20 protein-coding genes are annotated in these 17,832 nt (G+C 70.1%); 10 read left to right on the forward strand and 10 right to left on the reverse strand.

Features of this window, described 5'->3' with window-relative positions:
* The first annotated feature begins 114 nt into the window (after positions 1–114).
* Positions 115–480 (forward strand): hypothetical protein, encoded by a 366-nt coding sequence (locus IEZ27_RS10525; RefSeq protein ID WP_189647033.1) that lies wholly within the window; start codon positions 115–117, stop codon positions 478–480.
* Here the strand turns inward: IEZ27_RS10525 and IEZ27_RS10530 are convergent.
* The 5 genes from IEZ27_RS10530 to IEZ27_RS10550 form a co-directional block, all read right to left on the reverse strand.
* Complete coding sequence (locus IEZ27_RS10530) at positions 458–1,069, reverse strand: hypothetical protein (RefSeq protein WP_189647034.1); 612 nt, start codon at positions 1,067–1,069, stop codon at positions 458–460. The genes IEZ27_RS10525 and IEZ27_RS10530 overlap by 23 nt on opposite strands.
* A 70-nt stretch (positions 1,070–1,139) precedes the next feature.
* Positions 1,140–1,730, reverse strand: coding sequence for a TetR/AcrR family transcriptional regulator (locus IEZ27_RS10535; RefSeq protein WP_379478587.1), 591 nt, complete (start codon positions 1,728–1,730; stop codon positions 1,140–1,142).
* Positions 1,731–1,852: 122 nt separating this feature from the next.
* Positions 1,853–3,547, reverse strand: a complete 1,695-nt coding sequence (locus tag IEZ27_RS10540; protein WP_189647036.1) for an SDR family NAD(P)-dependent oxidoreductase — start codon at positions 3,545–3,547, stop codon at positions 1,853–1,855.
* Between the two features lie 41 nt (positions 3,548–3,588).
* Entirely contained in the window at positions 3,589–4,662 is a 1,074-nt protein-coding gene (locus IEZ27_RS10545; RefSeq protein WP_189647037.1) for a CapA family protein, read from the reverse strand.
* A 59-nt stretch (positions 4,663–4,721) separates the two neighbouring features.
* The gene (locus IEZ27_RS10550; RefSeq protein WP_189647038.1) at positions 4,722–5,558 is read right to left on the reverse strand and encodes a helix-turn-helix transcriptional regulator; all 837 of its coding nucleotides are present in this window, start codon (positions 5,556–5,558) and stop codon (positions 4,722–4,724) included.
* A gap of 109 nt (positions 5,559–5,667) precedes the next feature.
* Here IEZ27_RS10550 and IEZ27_RS10555 point away from each other — a divergent pair, with 109 nt between their 5' ends.
* Positions 5,668–7,068, forward strand: a complete 1,401-nt coding sequence (locus IEZ27_RS10555; RefSeq protein ID WP_189647039.1) for an MFS transporter — start codon at positions 5,668–5,670, stop codon at positions 7,066–7,068.
* A gap of 15 nt (positions 7,069–7,083) precedes the next feature.
* Complete coding sequence (locus IEZ27_RS10560; RefSeq protein ID WP_189647381.1) at positions 7,084–7,260, forward strand: catalase-related domain-containing protein; 177 nt, start codon at positions 7,084–7,086, stop codon at positions 7,258–7,260.
* 234 nt (positions 7,261–7,494) lie between these two features.
* Here the strand turns inward: IEZ27_RS10560 and IEZ27_RS10565 are convergent, their stop codons facing one another.
* Both IEZ27_RS10565 and IEZ27_RS10570 read right to left on the reverse strand, forming a co-directional pair.
* Positions 7,495–7,719, reverse strand: coding sequence for a DUF397 domain-containing protein (locus IEZ27_RS10565; protein ID WP_125643959.1), 225 nt, complete (start codon positions 7,717–7,719; stop codon positions 7,495–7,497).
* 55 nt (positions 7,720–7,774) lie between these two features.
* On the reverse strand, positions 7,775–8,638 hold the full coding sequence (locus tag IEZ27_RS10570; RefSeq protein ID WP_125643961.1) for a helix-turn-helix domain-containing protein: 864 nt from the start codon (positions 8,636–8,638) through the stop codon (positions 7,775–7,777).
* A 672-nt stretch (positions 8,639–9,310) separates the two neighbouring features.
* Here IEZ27_RS10570 and IEZ27_RS10575 point away from each other — a divergent pair.
* From IEZ27_RS10575 to IEZ27_RS10600, 6 genes are all read left to right on the forward strand, one after another.
* On the forward strand, positions 9,311–9,526 hold the full coding sequence (locus tag IEZ27_RS10575; protein ID WP_125643964.1) for a hypothetical protein: 216 nt from the start codon (positions 9,311–9,313) through the stop codon (positions 9,524–9,526).
* Position 9,527: 1 nt separating this feature from the next.
* On the forward strand, positions 9,528–10,175 hold the full coding sequence (locus tag IEZ27_RS10580; RefSeq protein ID WP_189647040.1) for a hypothetical protein: 648 nt from the start codon (positions 9,528–9,530) through the stop codon (positions 10,173–10,175).
* Positions 10,176–10,299: 124 nt separating this feature from the next.
* The gene (locus IEZ27_RS10585) at positions 10,300–12,489 is read left to right on the forward strand and encodes a molybdopterin-dependent oxidoreductase (protein ID WP_189647041.1); all 2,190 of its coding nucleotides are present in this window, start codon (positions 10,300–10,302) and stop codon (positions 12,487–12,489) included.
* Between the two features lies 1 nt (position 12,490).
* Positions 12,491–13,102: an HD domain-containing protein gene (locus IEZ27_RS10590; RefSeq protein WP_189647042.1), complete on the forward strand. Its 612-nt coding sequence runs from the start codon at positions 12,491–12,493 to the stop codon at positions 13,100–13,102.
* Positions 13,103–13,222: 120 nt separating this feature from the next.
* Positions 13,223–14,044, forward strand: a complete 822-nt coding sequence (locus tag IEZ27_RS10595) for a Rieske 2Fe-2S domain-containing protein (RefSeq protein ID WP_229823840.1) — start codon at positions 13,223–13,225, stop codon at positions 14,042–14,044.
* Positions 14,045–14,073: 29 nt separating this feature from the next.
* Positions 14,074–14,913, forward strand: a complete 840-nt coding sequence (locus tag IEZ27_RS10600) for an SDR family oxidoreductase (RefSeq protein WP_189647044.1) — start codon at positions 14,074–14,076, stop codon at positions 14,911–14,913.
* Positions 14,914–14,945: 32 nt separating this feature from the next.
* Here the strand turns inward: IEZ27_RS10600 and IEZ27_RS10605 are convergent, their stop codons facing one another.
* The 3 genes from IEZ27_RS10605 to IEZ27_RS10615 all read right to left on the reverse strand — a co-directional run bounded on the left by IEZ27_RS10605 (position 14,946) and on the right by IEZ27_RS10615 (position 17,040).
* Positions 14,946–15,176 (reverse strand): hypothetical protein, encoded by a 231-nt coding sequence (locus IEZ27_RS10605; protein WP_189647045.1) that lies wholly within the window; start codon positions 15,174–15,176, stop codon positions 14,946–14,948.
* Between the two features lie 53 nt (positions 15,177–15,229).
* Entirely contained in the window at positions 15,230–16,156 is a 927-nt protein-coding gene (locus IEZ27_RS10610) for an SPFH domain-containing protein (RefSeq protein ID WP_125643978.1), read from the reverse strand.
* 95 nt (positions 16,157–16,251) lie between these two features.
* The gene (locus IEZ27_RS10615) at positions 16,252–17,040 is read right to left on the reverse strand and encodes an ABC transporter ATP-binding protein (RefSeq protein ID WP_189647046.1); all 789 of its coding nucleotides are present in this window, start codon (positions 17,038–17,040) and stop codon (positions 16,252–16,254) included.
* Between the two features lie 69 nt (positions 17,041–17,109).
* On the opposite strand from IEZ27_RS10615, the gene IEZ27_RS10620 reads away from it, so the two are divergent.
* A complete protein-coding gene (locus tag IEZ27_RS10620) occupies positions 17,110–17,829 on the forward strand; it encodes a hypothetical protein (protein WP_189647047.1) in 720 nt (239 codons plus the stop codon).
* Positions 17,830–17,832 lie beyond the last annotated feature (3 nt).

The raw sequence follows: 17,832 nt of genomic DNA on the forward strand, positions 1-17,832 counted from the left end.
GGTCACATGCAAATTCGGCAACGTCTTGTTCAAGGCTGGTTACGCTGCGCGTGTCTGTGCAGGCCGGCGGGCATGTACCCCTTGCTTTGCGTCCCGCGAGCGGAGGGGGCTGTAATGGGCTTGTCCAGGCAGATGACCTTCACGCTGGCTTGTGCGGTCGTTCTCTCGGCTCTCGGGCCCGGCGTGGCCGGGTATCTGTCGGGGCGGCTGGAGGCCATCGAGACGGCGGAGCGCAACCTGCGGGCGCTGGAGACCAGGCTCGACGTCAGGCAGGCCAGGGATGCCCGCCCGGTGTCGTATCCCATGCCCTGCCTGCGCACTCCCCCGACGCCGCACATCCAGCAGGTGCCGGCGGCGGCGCTGGGCGACCGGCGGCTCGCCCGGTGGCGGCACCGGGCGCCGGCGTCCGCGCCGCCCGCGCTCCGGCGGCCGATCGTGCCGGGTGGTCAGCGGCCGGTCATGGCCGGGACCGCCCGGTGATCCGGTCGAGCACCTGCGTGTAGAGGTCGTTCCGTACCTTCTGGACCTGCTCCATGAGCGCTTCCAGCGGTGAGCGCGCCGGGCGGGCGACCCTGCGGGCCGCCGCCCGCGCTCGCGCCTGGGCTCGGGCTTGCGCTCGGGCCTGGGTTCGGGCTCGGGCCGCTGCTTTCGCGGCCGCCGAGGTCGCGGTCCGGGCCACTGCCGGGATCACGGCCGCCCGGGTGACGACGCGGCGCGCGGGCCGGGCGGCCGTCCTCAGGTGGGCCCGCTTCCGGTGGGCGCGCGCCTCGACCTTGGCGACCGTACGCGCCGTCGGCTCCGCCGCCTTGTTCGGCGGTACGGTCACCGCCGCCCCTTGAGGCACGGCCACCGGGTCCGGCTCGGGCGGGACGGCGTGACAGGCGACGACCGGCCGCACGGTCAGCGCCGCCACCTCCGTGTCGTCGGCCGCGTACCCCGCCGAGTAGCCGATCATCGCGCTCGCGCCCACGGCCAGGGCGAGCCCCAGCGTCGCGTAGACCGGGCCGCGCCTGCGACGGGGATCGGAGGGGGCGCTGCGAAGGAAGGCGGACGGTGGAAGATCGGACATCTTCACCTCCCGAGACCTGTGACGGACAGTAAACAGACGATCGCTCACTGTCGTCATTCCCAGATCTCGGTCAGCGTCCCACGTCACCCTCGGTCAGTACGTGCGGCGACCACGATTTCAGCTGGCGCGACAGGAACCCCCGCACCAGGTGCTTGGCGGCCTCGATGATGTCGGGCGCGCCGTCGGGGTCGCGGCGGAAGGCCAGCTTGAGCACCGCGTCGCCGGCCTCGACCCCGACCAGCACGGCCAGGTCGAGCGTCTCGCTGTCGGCCAGCCCGAACTCCTTCAGCAGCAGGCCGCGCAGCCTGCCCGCGATCACCGTGTTGTTCTCGGAGTCGGAGTCGAGCAGGTTGAGGTCGACGACGTCGCCGAAGTGCAGGCTCCTGAAGCCGGGTACGGTGCGATGCATGTCGACGTACTCGTCGATGATCGCGTCCACGGCCTCCCACCAGCCTCGGTACTCCTCCTCCATGAACCGGCGGCCCACCCGCGCCACGAACTGCTCGACGTTGCGCCGGGTGAGCTCCTGGGTGATGGCCCGTTTGTCGGGGAAGAACTGGTAGACCGAGCCGATCGCGACGCCCGCCCGTTCGGCGATGCGAGTGGTGGACAGGGCCTCGTAGCCGGTCTCGTCGAGGAGTTCGGCGCAGGCGTCGAGCATGCGCTCGACGCGCCGCGCGCTGCGGCGTTGGGCCGGCTGCCGCCGGAGAGCTTTGGGGTGGACGCAGTCATCATCCATTTGCGGCGAGGACACGGATTCATCTTCTCTCGTCGGCGCGATCGTTACCTACTAATTTGCGGATTTCTCAGGCCCACGCCCATCCTGTTCGGCGCGCGGATCGTTCGGGGCGAAATGACGGCCTGATTCAGGTGTACGGCACGCAGAATGCGGGCGGCCACCCGTTCGGGCGGGCAACCCCGCCGCGGCGCGCGGGCGGCCGGCGTGGACACCGGCCCCGGGAAGATCGTGCTGACCCCGATCCCGTGCCCGGCCAGCTCGGCGCGCAGGCCGTCGCCGAGCGCCCGTACGGCCGCCTTCGAGATCGAATACGCAGGTGACAGGCGGGAGGATACGGAGGCGGCGGGCGTGACGACGTTCACGAGATGGCCGCCCTCGCCGCGGTCGGCCATGGCCGCGCCGAACAGGCGGCAGCCGTTGATCACGGCCTGCAGGCCGGCGTCCAGGGTCGTGCGCCAGTCGCCGACGGTGTGTTCGAGAAATGACCTGTCGGCCGCGATCTCCGTATTGTTCAGCACAATGTCCGGGACGCCATATTGGGCGATGATATTTCGCGAGAAATCTTCGAATTTATTGATATCCGATACATCGACCTGCGCCGGATGCGCCGTACCGCCGAGATCCTTCGCGATGGCCGCGGCCGCCCGCGCGGCGGCGGCCGGGTCGAGGTCCGCGCACACCACCTCGGCCCCGTGCGCCGCGAACGCCCGCGCGGCGGCGAGTCCGACGCCGGATCCCGCGCCCGTCACCAGCACCAGCCGGTCACCGAACGCCTTGCGCCGCTCCCCGGCCCGCGCCCGCCGCAGGCCCCTGCTCGCGGGGCCGCCCTCCATGTGCGTGACGAAGTCCGCGATCATTTCGGCGACCGTCGCGGGACGGCCGCGCTGGGCCCAGTGACCCGCCTCGATCCGGCGGTGCCACAGGCGGTCGGCCCATCGGCCGGTCGAGGCCAGCAGCGCGGGCGTGACGAACCGGTCCCCGCGCGCCTCGACGAGCTGCACGGGCACCCCCACACGCGGCTCACCCCCACGCCCGGCAAGGCCGCCACCACCGGCGAAGCCGCCACCCCTCATGAGGCCGCCACCACCGGCGAAGCCGTCGTCGCCGGTGAGCATGTTGCGCCGGTAGAGCTCCAGCCCGTTGCGTGCGTCCTTGACCAGAGTGTCCGCCGGATGTCCCGGCCGCGGCTCGACGCCCTCGCCGTTCCGCAGCGTGCACCGAAGGAGGCGCGGCACGACCGTACGCCAGGCCAGCTCGGGCAGCACCGGCACCTGGAACGCGCCGATGTACCAGGAACGGGCGAACTGCCTGAGCACGTCACGCCGCCGCCCGTGCCGCATGAAGTGAGCCGCCTGCCGCAGCCCGGGGCCGCCGAGGCTGGTGAAGGAGGTCAGCCGGTCCCGCAGGCCGGGCCTGGCGGCGGCCTCCCACCCCTGCAACGACCCCCAGTCATGGCCGGCGAGGTGCACCCGCGGCTTCCCGACGGAGTCGATCACCGCGGCCAGGTCGGCCATGAGGTGGTCGAAGGCGTAGTGCCGGCGGTCGCGCGGGGCGGAGGAGGCCCCGGCGCCGCGCACGTCGTACCGGATCAGGTGGAAGCGGTCGCGCAGGAGCGCGGCCACCTCGTCCCACACGCGGTGGGTGTCCGGGTAGCCGTGCAGCAACACGATCGTGGGGGCCGCCGGGTCGCCCTCCTCGAAGACCGCCAGCCGTACGTCGCCGGACTCGACCCACCGCATGGCGGCCCCCTACTGGACGATTTGTCCAGAGAATAGAACGATCAAGGCCGCGCGGCCAGCCCCGAGCACGAGCGCAGGGCCTTCCAGTCGGTCACGGCCTGGGTCCTGGACGTGCCCGTCATGGGGATCGGGATGCCGCCCTGGATCGTGGCCGGGGTCCACTGGTCCTTGAGCACCTTGCGGCCGTTGATCGTCAGTGTCAGCACGCCGGTCCGGCCCGTGGTGCCCGGGGTGGAGTTGTAGAAGACGAAGTTGCCCATGCCGTAGCTGACGTAGGCGTCGTCCAGGTATCCGGCGCCGAGCAGGATGTGCGCGTGCCCGCCGACCACCACGTCGGCGCCCGCCTTGACCAGCTTGGGGGCGAGCGAGAGTTGTGCCTCGTTGGGGCACTTCTGCATCTCGGTGCCCCAGTGCAGGTGCACGATCACGGTGTCGGAGTTCTTGCGCGCCTGGCGTACGGCCCGCAGCAGGCTCGCCTCGTCCTTGGCCGAGGCCAGCCCGCCCTTGTCGGCCGTGGCCGTCCACGACTGGATGAACTCGGCGTCGAGCACCTGCGTCGCGCCGATGATCGACACCCGGTTCCCGTTCACCGTCCTGCGGAACGGTTTGTACGCCTCCGCCGCGTTCCCCCCGATCCCCACGATCGGGAACTTGCTGCGCTTGATGGCCGCCAGCGAGTCGGCCAGGCCGCTCTCCATGTAGTCCATGCCGTGGTTGTTGGCCATGGAGGCGACGTCCACCCCGGCCGCCTTGAGCGCGGCGAACGCGGTCGCCGGCGCGCGGAAGGTGAACTGCTTGCCCGGCGCGGGCGTCCCGGCCGTCGTGATCGCGGTCTCCAGGTTGACCATCGACAGGTCGGCCTTGCGCAACACGTTCGCGATGGGTCCGAGGGCGGTGCGCGAGTCGGCCAGCCGGTTGCGCAGGCCGCCCTCGAAGTGCACGTCGCCGCCGAAGGCGATGGTGAAGGGCCGCCGTTGTGGCTTCGGCTTCGCGCTCGGCGACTCGATCGCCTTCTGGTCGGCCTGCTTGCTCAGGGGTTCCTTGTCGGGTGCCGACGAACATGCCGCGAGGGAGGCGGCGACGGCCAGCACCGGTAGGACACGGGGGAGTCTCATCTACCGCCATTTCCGCTCGATCCAGACTCTTACGGATCGAGCATTCTATGGGCGGTGGATTAGGACTTGGTATCACCAGCTCCCATCAACCAGGTCAAAGCGGACCTAGTGGCGTCGTCCTGGGGGGTGTAGACGATCAGCCGCATCTCGGGGGCGGCGGCGACGTTCAGGCTGGTCGTGCTGAAGCGGAGGGCGCCGGCGACCTCGTGCTTGAAGACCTTCACGCGGGGGCCCGGCTCGGCCACGTCCTGCCTGGCCCACATGCGGGCGAACTCGGCGCTCTCCGCGCACAGCCGCCGGACGAAGTCCTGCCAGCAGGGATCGTCGGCGTGCCTGCTGTAGGCGCCCCTGAAGACGGCGACGGCCCTCGGCAGCTCCGACTCGCGGTTGACCAGTCTGACCTCGGCCTCCGCGCTGACGAACGTCTGCCACAGCGTGTTCCGCTCGCCCGCCGGGGCCTCGACGATGTGCGGGAACAGCGTGGCGTAGGAGGAGTTCCAGGCCAGCAGGTCCGAGAGACCGTTGCAGACGACCGCGGGCAGCTCGCCGAGCTGGTCGAGGATGTCCTGGAGCTCGGGCGGCATGCGGCTGACGTCGGCGAGGGCGGGAACCTCGGCCCGGCCGGTGAGCCGGTAGAGGTGTTGCCGCTCGGCGTTGTCGAGCATGAGCGTACGGGCGACGGCGTCGAGCACCTGGCCGCTGACGTTGATCGGACGGCCCTGCTCCAGCCACGTGTACCAGGTGACGCCCACCCCGGCGAGCTGGGCGACCTCCTCGCGGCGCAACCCCGGCGTACGCCGTCGCGGTCCCGGCGCGAGGTCCACCATCTCCGGGGTGATACGCGCCCGCCGGGTGCGGAGGAACGCCGCCAGATCCGTACGTCTAGGCTCAGTCATGGTCACACCTTCACTATGGGTGCGTTCGCCGACACTTATCCAGGTGCCGTCAATACCAGGATAAAGGGACTCTCGTTACTGGTATCGGGTTCGCACGATAATGAAACACATGACCGAATCCGCCACTGTTTCCACTCCTGTCCAAGTAACCCCACCGGACAGGACCAAGGCCAACGGTCTGCTCCTCGCAGTGATCCTCGTCGGGCAGTTCCTGGCCATCCTCAACGTCAACATCGTCAACGTGGCCACCCCGACCATCGAGTCGGACCTGCACTCCTCCGGCGCGGGGCTGCAGATGATCGTCGCCGGTTACACCATCGTCTATGCCGTCCTCTTGATCACCGGCGCTCGGATCGGCGACCTCTTCGGTTACCGCAACGCCTTCCTCGGCGGGCTGGCCGTGTTCACCGTCACCACGCTCGGCGCCGGGCTCGCGCCCTCGACGGGCTGGCTGATCGGCTTCCGCCTCGCCCAGGGTGCGGGCGCGGCGATGATGATGCCGCAGGTCCTGACCTTGATCCAGCGCAACTACCAGGGCGCGGCGCGAGGCCGGGCGATCGGCCTGTGGTCGTTGGTGATCAGCGGCGGCATCGTCGTGGGCCAGGCGCTCGGCGGCATCATGCTCGGTTTCGGCGCCGGGTGGCGGGTGGTGTTCCTGGTGCTCGTACCGGTCGCCGTCGTGCTGCTGGTCGTCGGGTTCCGCGCGTTGCCCGCCGACGAGGGCGGCGGCAGGACCGGGCTCGACCCGTGGGGGCTGGTGACCCTGTCGGCGGCCGTGTTGTTGTTCGTGGTGCCCCTGGTGCTCGGGCGTGACCTGGGCTGGCCCGTCTGGGGCTGGGTCTCCATGGGGCTCAGCGTGGTGATGTTCGTGGTGTTCGTCCGCGTCGAGCGCTGGGTGACCGGTCGTGGCGGGCGTCCGCTGGTGGACGCCAAGGTGCTGGCCGCGCCGGGCATGCGTCCCGGTCTGGCGATCCTGCTGTTCGGGCCGGCGACCTGGGGGGCGTTCCTGTTCACCTCGGCGCTGCACCTCCAGGGCGACCTGCACCTCTCCCCGTTCGCCTCGGGCATGATGATGGTCCCGTGCGCGCTCGCCTTCGGCGTGGTGGGCCTGTTGTGGCCGCGCCTGCCCGCCGGGTTGCAGCGCCCGCTCGTACCGGTCGGCTACGTCGTCGCCGCGCCCGCCTACCTCGGCCTCGGCCTCGCCGCCGGCGGTGGCGTCCTGTACGCGGTCATGAGCGCCCTCATCGGCGCCGGGCTCGGTGTGCAGGTCGCGGTGACCAACATGGCGACCGAGCAGGTGGACGGCGCGTACGCGGCGGACGCGAGCGGCGCGCTGCTCACCGTGATGCAGCTCGGCCAGGTCATCGGCGTCTCGACCGTGGGCACGCTGTTCATCTCGCTGAGCCAGGGCCACGGCACCGTCTCGGCCTCCCTCATGGCCTCCGTCGCGATGGCCGGTCTGGCCGTGCTCGCCGGCCTCAGCAGCCTCTTCCTGGTGCGCCGCCGTTGACCTGAATGCCGCGCCCTGTGGGAGAACACGTTGTCCGGCGCCGACCGCGCGCACCTGGTCTCCAACATCGTCGGCCATGCCTCGGCCCCCGAGGTCACGTCCGACATGCGGAAGCGGGTCGTGGAGTACTGGGAGAACGTCCACAAGGACCTCGGCCGGGGCGCCGCCGAGGGGCTGGGCGTCGGCGACTGATCCGCGCCTTCGAACCTTTTGGGGAGGGTGGCCCTGGTTGCCTCGTCGATGAGGGGCCAGGGCCGTTCTTCACCTCGGATGGGTACGGACCTTGATCACCCGGGTGGTCGTCGTGCGATGATGTGCAAGTCTTCACTGCTCACAAGCTGAGCGACCGAAGTACGGTCGTGGCCGCGCCGGCCTCGTCCCGAGCGGCCCTGATAGGTTGTGCCACCAACTCGCCAGGGCCGCTTTTCACGCGCTGGCGGCCAGAGAGTCCAGGTCGAACTCCCCGTCGCGCACGCCGGCCGTGAATGCGGCCCATTCGGACGGCGTGAAGACGAGCACCGGGCCGTCCTGCACCTTGCTGTCCCGCAGGGCGACGTTGCCGTCACCCAGAGGGGCAACCTCGACGCAAGAAGACGCTCCGTTGCAGAAGCTGCTCTTCCGCCAGGCCCGGACCGTAGTGGTGGTGTGCATTTTCTCCCCAAAAGGTATAAGCAGGCCCCTTTGCCCGCCTACTGGGACCGCGTACTCAGCGTCGCCACAACATGGCTTTGCGTTGGATGAGCACGCGGGATTCGTCCTCGTCGAGGGCTTCTGTCCACATATGGTCAAAAGCGTTCTCGTAACCGGCGACTCGCTCAAGGTCCTCTACGAAGTGAGCAGTGTACAAGTGCTCCAGATAGACGACATCGTCGAACCCGGTGAACTTCAAATGAATGAACGCCCCGGTATTGACCGGATGGAGAGACTCCAGCGGCAACACCCGGACGTTGACATGCGGCAACAGGGAGACCTCGATGAGATGCTCCATCTGCTCCCGCATGACCGAGGGCTCGCCGAAGCGCCGCATCAGCGCCGCCTCGTCGAGCACCACGTTCAGGCGGCAGGGGTCCGGTCGCTGCAGAACCCGTTGCTGCCGGTCGAGGCGGGCCTCGACGCGGCTGCGCACGCCGCTGTGCGTGATGCGTACGATTCCGCGCACGGAGAGGATGACCTCTCGCGCGTAGTCCTCGGTTTGGAGGAGACCGGACACCAACTGGGGTTCCCAGTTGCGCTGAACCGTCGCCTCCGCCTCCAGCCCGAGAAGCCTGATGTACTCCTCGGGCAGGGAGTCTTCATAATCTTCCCACCACCCACGCTGCTCCGCATCTCGCAGAAGGCCGAAGAGTTCATCAAGTCTGTGGCCGTCGAGGTGATAGAGCTCGCCCAGCGCCTTGATGTCGTCGGCGCTCGGCATGGTCTTCGCGGCTTCGATACGGCTGACCTTGCTGGCCGACCAGCCGAGCTCTCTGGCCGCCCTGGCCCCGGTGAACTTCCGTCGTTCGCGAAGGAGGCGCAACTCCTGACCGAGGCGGAGCCTGCGCACTGTCGGACTGCCCTGTTGCGATGGCACCGTCCACTCTCCTTGTCGGGAATGAAGGTGTGGCGGGAACGGTTCGTTTGGCAACCCGGTTTGTGGGCCGTTCACACAATCTTACACTGCAACTTGCACGAACACTGCCGCATGGGGTTGCCCGAAGGCTTTCACGGGGAGAGCGTGGGAGCAAGACAAGGATTCCTGTAGGTATCGAGGTTGGACGGCAAATCTCCGGCTCTTCCACCGTCCTGGAACCTCGAAAGATCGCGTGCAACTTGCACGGCAACTCCAACAGCAATCTGCGAAGAAACTTAAATCTTCCCTTGCTCGATGTATTGCAGCATCAAGACTCACGGAGGACGATCGATCCAGGAGGGTTCTCGACCGACGAGGGGAGGCCGCGATGACGACACGGCCTCGCGCGTCGGGCTCTCCGCTCACGATCGGGCGCCCCTACGAGGGCCGCCTCACCGGCAACGAAGCCGTCCCGGATACGAATGTCCGCTTCAGGGAGGCCGATTGCCGGAAGGACCGCCCCATCGCCTGAACAACGTCGCAACAGTCGCTCATCGGAGCACAAGAAAAATGCCGGGCCGAGACCGAATCCGCGTTCGCCGCATATGGGCTGCCACCCTGCGGCGGAACGGGACCCGGACCTGCGGCCCGGCGAAGAAGCCACCTCTGGAAATGCCGCGAAAGGGGTCTTCTATGTACTCACAAGGTACCAAGGGGATCGGCCGAATCAAGTCCCGTATCCGGGAACTGGTCTCGTGGGCAGACCGCGAGATCTGCATGGAGCCGGACGAGTTCGCCATCTACCGGGGCTGGACCGTCGCCAGGGCGGGATTCGGCGCCCGTACGTACCGCGACCCACGCTTCGACCAGCTCACGCTGACGTCACGGGTGCCGGAGGAGGTGTCCTGACGTGTCGAGGAACCCGCGCAACCAGATCTACCCGGCCAACGAGGACCTCCCGGGCGCGGGCGGCGGCGGGCCGCTGGTCCGGCTCTGGCGCGTCCGCAGCGAGCTCATGGTGCTGGCCCTGCTCGCGCTGTTCGTCCTGGCCCTGTTAGGCGCCACGCGGGAGGGGCACTGGGTGCCGTTCGTCCTGCTGAGCAGCGCCGTCTCCGTACCCGCCGCCACCAGGACCGGCCGCAACTGGGCGGTGTCCCATTTCTGGTGCGTCGTCTCCAGACACCGCCTGCAGCGGGTCTGCCTGGAGACCACCATGCACACGAGGGCGGGCCGGATCCCGCTGGTGCTCTGGATCACGCCGTCGGCCAAGGGCGAGAAGGCGCTGGTCATGACCCGGGCGGGCATCTCCGCCGAGGAGTTCGAGGCGTACGCCGAGGAGATCGCGGCGGCCTGCTGGGCCAGGAGCGCCACCGTCCACAAACACCGCAGGCGGGCCCATCTGCTGCTCGTGGAGATCGTCCGGCGGGACGAGCTGCCCGGCGTCACCGCTCCCGGGCTGGAGCGCCTGTACGGCCGCCGCTCCTGGATGCCGCTCAGGCACGACCTTGAGGAGCCGCCCGATCTGCGCACGCCGCTGCTGCTGCCGCAGATCGGCTGAAGACCTAGGGGAAACGGCACATCTCCCCTAGGAGCACGCCCCGGGGACCGCGGGGGCTCCCGGGGCTTCCCCATGCCGCCGGGACGGGCCAAGATGAGTTCAGTCGACGAACTCAGGAGTCGTGATGACGGCGACCGTCCACCGCACCTGTCCCCTCTGCGAGGCCGTCTGCGGCCTGACCCTCACGCTCGACGAGGGCGGCCACGTGACCGGCGTACGCGGCGACAAGGACGACCCGTTCAGCAAGGGGTTCATCTGCCCCAAGGGCGCCAGCCTGGGCCGGCTCGACGAGGACCCCGACCGCCTGCGCAGGCCGCTGATCCGGGAGGGCGACCTGTGGCGCGAGGCCGGCTGGGACGAGGCGTTCGCGGCCGTCGAGCGCGGCCTCGGCCGCGTCACCGAACGGTACGGGCGCCAGGCGGTCGCGATCTACCTGGGCAACCCCAACGCCCACACCATGGCGGGCGCGCTGTACGCCGCGCCGCTGATCAAGGCACTCGGCACCCGGAACGTCTTCACCGCCGCCACCGCCGACCAGATGCCCAAGCACGTCGCCAGCGGCCTGATGTTCGGCCACCCGCTGGCCGTCCCGGTCCCCGACCTGGACCGGACCGACTTCCTGCTGATGCTGGGGGCCAACCCGCTGGAGTCGAACGGCTCGCTGTGCACCGCCCCCGACTTCCCCGGCCGCCTGAAGGCCCTGCGCGGGCGCGGCGGCAAGGTCGTCGTGGTGGACCCGCGCAGGACCAGGACGGCCGCGCTGGCCGACGAGCACGTCTTCGTCCGGCCGGGCACCGACGCCTACCTGCTGTTCGCGATGGTCCACACGCTGTTCGCCGAGGACCTGGCCCGGCCCTGGCACGAGGTCAACGGGCTGGCCGAGGTGCGCGAGGCGGCCAAGCACTTCCCGCCCGAGGCCGTCGCCCGGCGCACCGGCGTACCGGCCGGGACGATCGTCCGGCTGGCCAGGGAGCTGGCCGGCGCGCGTACGGCCGCCGTGTACGCCAGGATCGGCACGTGCACGACCGAGTTCGGCACGCTGGCCCAGTGGCTCGTGGACGTGCTCAACGTGCTCACCGGCAACCTCGACCGGCCGGGCGGTGCCATGTTCCCCAAGCCGGCGACCGAGTTCGGGGCGCGGCGAAGGCCGTACACGGTGGGCCGGTGGCGCAGCCGGGTCAGGGGGCTGCCCGAGGCCAACGGGGAGCTGCCCGTGGCCACGCTGGCCGACGAGATCGAGACGCCGGGCGAGGGCCAGGTCAGGATGCTGGTCACGGTCGCGGGCAACCCCGTGTTGTCGGCGCCCCACGGTGACCGGCTGGACGCGGCCTTCGGCGGGCTCGACTTCATGGTGAGCGTCGACCCGTACCTGAACGAGACCACCCGGCACGCCGACGTCGTCCTGCCGCCGCCGCGCGTCCTCCAGTCGGGCCACTACGACTTCGCACTGCTCGGGTTCGCCGTACGGAACTACACCCGCTACTCGCGTCCCGCGCTGCCGCTGGACGGGCGGCCCAGCGAGGCCCAGATCCTCGCCAGGCTGGCCATGATCGCTTCCGGGCTGGAAGGTGACCTGGACGAGTTCCTGATCGGCGAGATGTTGCGCAAGGCCGCGCAGACCCCCGGCTCCGGCGTCGAGGGGCAGGACGTCGCCGAGCTGCGGGCCGGGCTGGAGGGCGAGACGGGCGGCGAGCGCAGGCTCGACCTCATGCTGCGGCTCGGCCCGTACGGCGAGTGGGCCGGCAAGGGCGACCTGTCGCTGCGCAAGCTGCTCGACCACCCGCACGGCCTCGACCTCGGCGCGCTGGAGCCCCGGCTGCCCGAGGTGCTGAAGACCGCCTCGGGCCTGATCGAGCTGGCCCCGCCGCAGCTCGTCGAGGACGTGGAGCGCCTGCGCGGGCGGCTGGAGGAGGAGCCGCCGGACATCGTCCTGATCGGGCGGCGGCACCTGCGTTCCAACAACAGCTGGCTGCACAACGTCGGCCCGCTGGTCGGCGGCAGCAACACCTGCACGCTGCAGATCAACCCCGCCGACGTGGACCGGCTGGGCCTGACCGGCCAGGCCGTGGTCACCTCGGCCACGGGCACGCTCACGGTGACGCTGGAGCCCACCGACACGATCATGCCCGGCGTGGTCAGCCTGCCGCACGGCTGGGGGCACGAGGGCAGCACACAGCAGGTCGCGGCCGAACACGCCGGGGTCAACGCGAACGTGCTGACGGACGAATCCGCCCTGGATATCCCAAGTGGTAACGCAGTGTTCAACGGAGTTCCGGTCACGATTTCACCAACCGGGGTGATCACCGCACATTAGGGTGTCGCGCGTGACTATCGCGCCAGAAGAGGACCGCCTGAACGCCCAGATCGCCTTCGCCGTCGAGATCGACAAGTTGAAGCGGGTCATCCGCCGCAACCATCTCATCGACGGTTCGCGGCGGGAGAACACCGCCGAGCACTCCTGGTACGTGGGCACGCTGGCGATGATCCTCGGCGAGCACGCCCCACCGGGTACGGACCTCCAGCGGGTGGTGGCCATGTTGCTCGTGCACGACCTGGTCGAGATCGACGCCGGCGACACCTTCGTCTACGACCAGGTGGCGGTCGCCGCCCAGGCCGCCGCCGAGACCGCCGCGGCCGACCGCATCTTCGGCCTGCTCCCGGGCGAGCAGGGCGCCGGGCTCCGGGCGCTCTGGGACGAGTTCGAGGCCCGCGTGACGCCGGAGGCGAGGTTCGCCAAGGCCCTCGACCGGTTCGCGCCGATCCTGGCCAACCACCACACCGAGGGTGGCACCTGGCCGCTGTTCAAGGTGACGGCCGGCGAGGTACGGGCGAAGGTGCGGATCATCGAGGAAGGGTCGCCCTCGCTCGGCGCGTACGCGTTGGAGCTGGTAGAACTCTCCGTGGCCAGGGGACACCTCGCCGAGTGATCCCATCAAGGCCGGGGTAGGGGACTTGTCGTGAAAGAGACAGTGCGAGCGGGACGTCGGCAATTGCGGGGTTTCGTCGGTCCGGTTGACCTGGCCGATCGGCTTGAGAAGTCGAAGGCCATGGACAGACCGATCCGCGGGCTGGCCAAGGTCGTTCGGCAGCGCCTGCGCCAGGGCGCCGTACGCGACCTGCTGCACGGCGTGCCCACGGGCAAACCGCTGCACCCGCCGCTGGCCACGATCACCCTCGGCTGCTGGTTGTCGGCCGCCGTGCTCGACCTGGCCAGGGCCGATCCCCGGGCGACCCGGCTGCTGCTGGCCACGGGCATCGGCAACGCGCTGCCCACTGCCGCGGCCGGGCTGACCGACTGGTCCTCGCTGCACCGCGAGCAGCAGCGTGTGGGTTTCGTTCACATGGCGGCGAACGTGGCCGCCCTGGGCCTGATGTCCGCCTCGCTGGTGGCCCGGCTGCGCGGCGCCGAGCGGGCCGGGCGGGTGTTGTCGTACGCGGGGCTCGGACTGGGGACGCTCGGCGGCTATCTCGGCGGGCACATGGCCTACCGCCAGGCCGCGGGGGCCAACCACGCGCCGCAGGTCGCCCATCTCGTACCGCTGGGGTGGCACGACCTGTGCCCGCTCAAGGACCTGCCCGACGGCAGGCCGGTCGCCCGCCGGCTCGGCTACATCCAGCTCTTCGTGCTGCGCCAGGGCGACGCGGTGACCGTGCTGGCCGACCGCTGCCCGCACCTCGCGGGCCCGCTGCACCAGGGCCGGCTGGTCATGGAGGACGGCGAGGCGTGCGTGGTCTGCCCCTGGCACAGCAGCACGTTCAGGCTGGCGGACGGCTCGGTGAAACACGGCCCCGCGACCGCTCCCGCGCCCATGTTCGAGACCCGCGTCCGCCGCGACGGCACGATCCAGGTACGTCCGGGGTTGACCTGAACTTAACTTGAGGTCCTACCGTCGGGCCCATGAGCAAATTTCTGGTGACCGGCGCGACCGGGAACGTCGGCAGGCATGTGGTCTCCCAGCTCGCGGAGGCGGGCCTGGAGGTACGGGCGCTGGTCAGGAACCCCGGCACGGCCCGGCTGCCCGACGGCGTCGAGGCGGTGCGCGGCGACCTGACCGTGCCCGAGTCTCTTGAACCGGCCCTGCGGGACGTCGAGAGCGTCTTTCTGTTGTGGCCCGGCTACTCGGAGGCGGCCACCGCGGCCGCCGTGACGGCCGTCGCCAGGCACGCCCGCCGCGTGGTCTACCTGTCGGCCGACGTCGAGGATCTGGCCGACGGCGAGGAGCCGGCGCTGTTCCACCAGAGTGTCGAGCGGTTGATCCGGCATTCCGGGCTCTCCTGGACGTTCCTGCGGCCCGGCGGCTTCGCGGCCAACACGCTGGGCTGGGCCGACCAGATCAGGCAGGGCGTCGTACGCTGGCCGTTCGGGCAGGCGGTCAGGGCGCTGATCCACGAGAAGGACATCGCCGCGGTCGCGGTCCACGTGCTCACCTCCGCCGGGCACACGGGCGGCCGGTACGTGCTCTCCGGCCCCGAGCAGCTCACCCAGGCCGAGCAGGTACGGATCATCGGCGAGGTGGCCGGGCACGAGGTGCGCTGGGAGGAACAGCCGCTCGACGAGGCCCGCGAGCACCTGACGGCCCTCTGGGGCGACCCGGGGTTCGTGGAGACCGCGCTGAAGGGCTGGGGGGCGGCGGTGGACAGTCCCGAGCGGATGACCGACACCGTGCGCAGGCTGCTCGGCCGGCCCCCGCTGACCTTCCGCCAGTGGGCCGAGGACCACGTGGCGGACTTCCGTTAGTCGGCGGACCTCCGTCAGTCGGCGGACCTCCGTCAGTCGTCCGGGCCCGATTCGTCCGCCGGGTGCTCCACGAGGGCGAGGATCCGGCTGGACATGAAGCGGGCCGTGCGTACGGGCGTGCCGCTGCGGGTGACCTCGCTGACCTCCACGAGCCCGCGCCGGTTGGCCACCTCGACCCGGCGGCCCGCGCGGGTGGCCCTGACCTCGTAGGTTCGCGGGGTGCCGCCCGCGTCGATGACGATCTCCACCCGATCACCCTTCATGTACTGATTTATACCCACATAGTCGGGTATTTATCCGCACACGTGTTTGAGTCTTACCCCTCGCGGTCCTTCGGGCCGGGCGGGGCGAACAGCCCGCCCAGGCCCTCCAGCACCTTGCCCATCTCGGAGGGCACGATCCAGAGCTTGTTGGCGTCGCCCTTGGCGATCTCCGGCAGGGTCTGGAGGTACTGGTAGGCCAGCAGCCGCTGGTCGGGATTGCCGTCGTGGATGGCCTTGAACACCATGCCGATCGCGTCCGCCTGGCCCTTGGCGCGCATCGCCTGGGCCTCGGCGTCGGCCTGCGCCCGCAGCACAGCGGCCTCGGCCTCGCCCCTCGCGCGCAGCACGGCCGCCTGCTTGTCGCCCTCGGCCGCCAGGATCGCCGCCTGACGCTGTCCCTCGGCGGTCAGCACGGCGGCGCGTTTGTCCCGGTCGGCACGCATCTGCTTCTCCATCGAGTCCTGGATGGAGGCGGGTGGGTCGATGGCCTTCAGTTCGACCCTGTTGACGCGGATGCCCCACTTGCCGGTGGCCTCGTCGAGGCTCCCGCGCAGCTCGGTGTTGATCTCCTCGCGGGAGGTCAGCGTGCGTTCCAGGTCCATGCCGCCGACCACGTTGCGCAGCGTGGTGACAGTGAGCTGCTCGACGCCGATCAGGAAGTTCGCGATCTCGTACGTGGCCGCCTTCGGGTTCGTGACCTGGAAGTAGATCACGGTGTCGATCGACACGACCAGGTTGTCGGACGTGATCACCGGCTGCGGCGGGAACGAGACCACCTGTTCCCGCAGGTCGATCAGGTCCTTGATGCGGTCGATGAACGGCACCACCAGGTTGAGGCCGGGCTTCAGCGTGCGGTGGTAGCGGCCCAGCCGTTCGATGATCGCGGCCGTGGCCTGCGGGATGATGCGGATGCTGCGGGCCACCACGAGGCCCACCGCCGCGACCACGACGAGGGCGACGACGAGCTGCTCGGTCGACATGGCGAAGCTCCGGAGTCGAGGGGACCGACTCGGTGCATGATATTTCGTTTCACCATTAGGCGACCGATATCCGCATAAATGGCGATCCGACGAGGTCAGTGCGCCCTGGCGTACCAGCGTCCTTCGGCACTCCTGTCGAGCGTCAGCGGCACCCCGAACGTCTGGGAGAGGTTGTCGGCCGTCATCACGTGTTCGAGCGGCCCCTGAGCCACCACGGAACCGTGGCGCAGCAGCAGCCCGTGGGTGAACCCGCTCGGCACCTCCTCGACGTGGTGCGTCACCAGCACCAGCGTCGGCGAGCGGTAGTCGCCCGCCAGCGACGACAGACGGCGCACGAGGTCTTCCCGGCCGCCCAGGTCGAGGCCGGCGGCCGGCTCGTCGAGCAGGAGCATCTCGGGGTCGGGCATGAGCGCGCGGGCGATCTGCACCCTCTTGCGCTCGCCCTCCGACAGCGTGCCGAACCGCCGCCTGATCAGGTGGGCCGCGCCCATCATGTCGATCAACTCGACGGCCCTGGTCACGTCGTTGGAGTCGTACTCCTCGGTCCAGCGGCCCACGATGGCGTACGAGGCGGTGAGGACGAGGTCGATGACCTTCTCCTCCGGCGGGATGCGCTCGGCCAGCGCGGCGCTCGCCAGCCCGATACGCGGGCGCAGGTCGAACACGTCGGTCTGCCCCAGCCGCTCCCCCAGCACCTCGACCACGCCCTCGGTCGGATAGAGCAACGTGGCCGCGACCTGCAACAACGTGGTCTTACCCGCACCGTTGGGACCGATGACGACCCAACGCTCGTCCTCGTTGACCGTCCAGTCGATGCCGCGCAGCAGGGCCGCTCCGTCGCGCCTGACGGCGACGTCCTGGAGCCGCAGCACCTGACCACCCATCCCCGATCCCTCCTTTGGGAGTCACCCTCGGGACAAACCTATTGCAGGGCGAGCGCTTATCGTGGATCGGTGCGCCCTGAATCATCTGTCTGCCCCTCACTGGTCGCCTGGGGCAACGCGTGGCTCTCGGGTCATGTCGGCCTCGACGAGGCGGCTGACCACGTGGAAGCCGTCGCCGGACCCGTCGTGGCCGGTGACGTCCCGCTGCGTAAATACCTCGCAAACCTCCGTTCCGACGGTCTGCACGAGTTCCGGCTCGCCCTTCCCGCGCCCGGTGACCCGCTGGGGTTGTCGGGGCCCGCGACGTTCAACTCCTCCGCGGTCGACGCCGGGCAGGCCGCCGTCGCCGTGCTCCGCGACCGGCGGCTCGGGCTGGTGCCCTTTCCCGACCGGCGCGGGTCGTCGTACGTGGGGATCCGGCTGGAGGTGCACGACGCCGGTCCCGTACGCCAGGACCTGCCGTCGCTGGCCGAGGCCGAGCACGAGTTGTCGGGCGCGATGCGCGCGGCCACGGAGGCGCTGACCGGCGTCGAGGGCCCGGCGCAGTCGCGCCCCGGCCGTCCGGCCGAGCACGGGGGCGAGCTGGCCCCCGGCTATCCGGCGCGCGCCCACCGCGTCTCCACGCTGGCCACCCGGCTGGCCGCCGTCCTCGCCCTGGCCGACGACCGCGGGCTCACCTCGCCCCAGGTCGCGGCCAGGGCCGCGGCGTTGCGCGACCTCGACCGGGCAATCCGCCGTGCGCTCGTGGCCGCCCACCACGCCATCTTCGAGCCGGTACGCCACCCGTAGGCG

It is taken from the genome of Nonomuraea spiralis (genome assembly GCF_014648435.1).
Lineage (GTDB): Bacteria > Actinomycetota > Actinomycetes > Streptosporangiales > Streptosporangiaceae > Nonomuraea > Nonomuraea spiralis.

Coding starts and splice junctions, on each gene's coding strand:
- IEZ27_RS10525 (WP_189647033.1), top strand. CDS start 115: ATGGGCTTGTCCAGGCAGATGACCTTCACGCTGGCTTGTGCGGTCGTT.
- IEZ27_RS10530 (WP_189647034.1), bottom strand. CDS start 1,069: ATGTCCGATCTTCCACCGTCCGCCTTCCTTCGCAGCGCCCCCTCCGAT.
- IEZ27_RS10535 (WP_379478587.1), bottom strand. CDS start 1,730: ATGCTCGACGCCTGCGCCGAACTCCTCGACGAGACCGGCTACGAGGCC.
- IEZ27_RS10540 (WP_189647036.1), bottom strand. CDS start 3,547: ATGCGGTGGGTCGAGTCCGGCGACGTACGGCTGGCGGTCTTCGAGGAG.
- IEZ27_RS10545 (WP_189647037.1), bottom strand. CDS start 4,662: ATGAGACTCCCCCGTGTCCTACCGGTGCTGGCCGTCGCCGCCTCCCTC.
- IEZ27_RS10550 (WP_189647038.1), bottom strand. CDS start 5,558: ATGACTGAGCCTAGACGTACGGATCTGGCGGCGTTCCTCCGCACCCGG.
- IEZ27_RS10555 (WP_189647039.1), top strand. CDS start 5,668: ATGACCGAATCCGCCACTGTTTCCACTCCTGTCCAAGTAACCCCACCG.
- IEZ27_RS10565 (WP_125643959.1), bottom strand. CDS start 7,719: ATGCACACCACCACTACGGTCCGGGCCTGGCGGAAGAGCAGCTTCTGC.
- IEZ27_RS10575 (WP_125643964.1), top strand. CDS start 9,311: ATGTACTCACAAGGTACCAAGGGGATCGGCCGAATCAAGTCCCGTATC.
- IEZ27_RS10585 (WP_189647041.1), top strand. CDS start 10,300: ATGACGGCGACCGTCCACCGCACCTGTCCCCTCTGCGAGGCCGTCTGC.
- IEZ27_RS10595 (WP_229823840.1), top strand. CDS start 13,223: ATGGACAGACCGATCCGCGGGCTGGCCAAGGTCGTTCGGCAGCGCCTG.
- IEZ27_RS10600 (WP_189647044.1), top strand. CDS start 14,074: ATGAGCAAATTTCTGGTGACCGGCGCGACCGGGAACGTCGGCAGGCAT.
- IEZ27_RS10605 (WP_189647045.1), bottom strand. CDS start 15,176: ATGAAGGGTGATCGGGTGGAGATCGTCATCGACGCGGGCGGCACCCCG.
- IEZ27_RS10610 (WP_125643978.1), bottom strand. CDS start 16,156: ATGTCGACCGAGCAGCTCGTCGTCGCCCTCGTCGTGGTCGCGGCGGTG.
- IEZ27_RS10615 (WP_189647046.1), bottom strand. CDS start 17,040: ATGGGTGGTCAGGTGCTGCGGCTCCAGGACGTCGCCGTCAGGCGCGAC.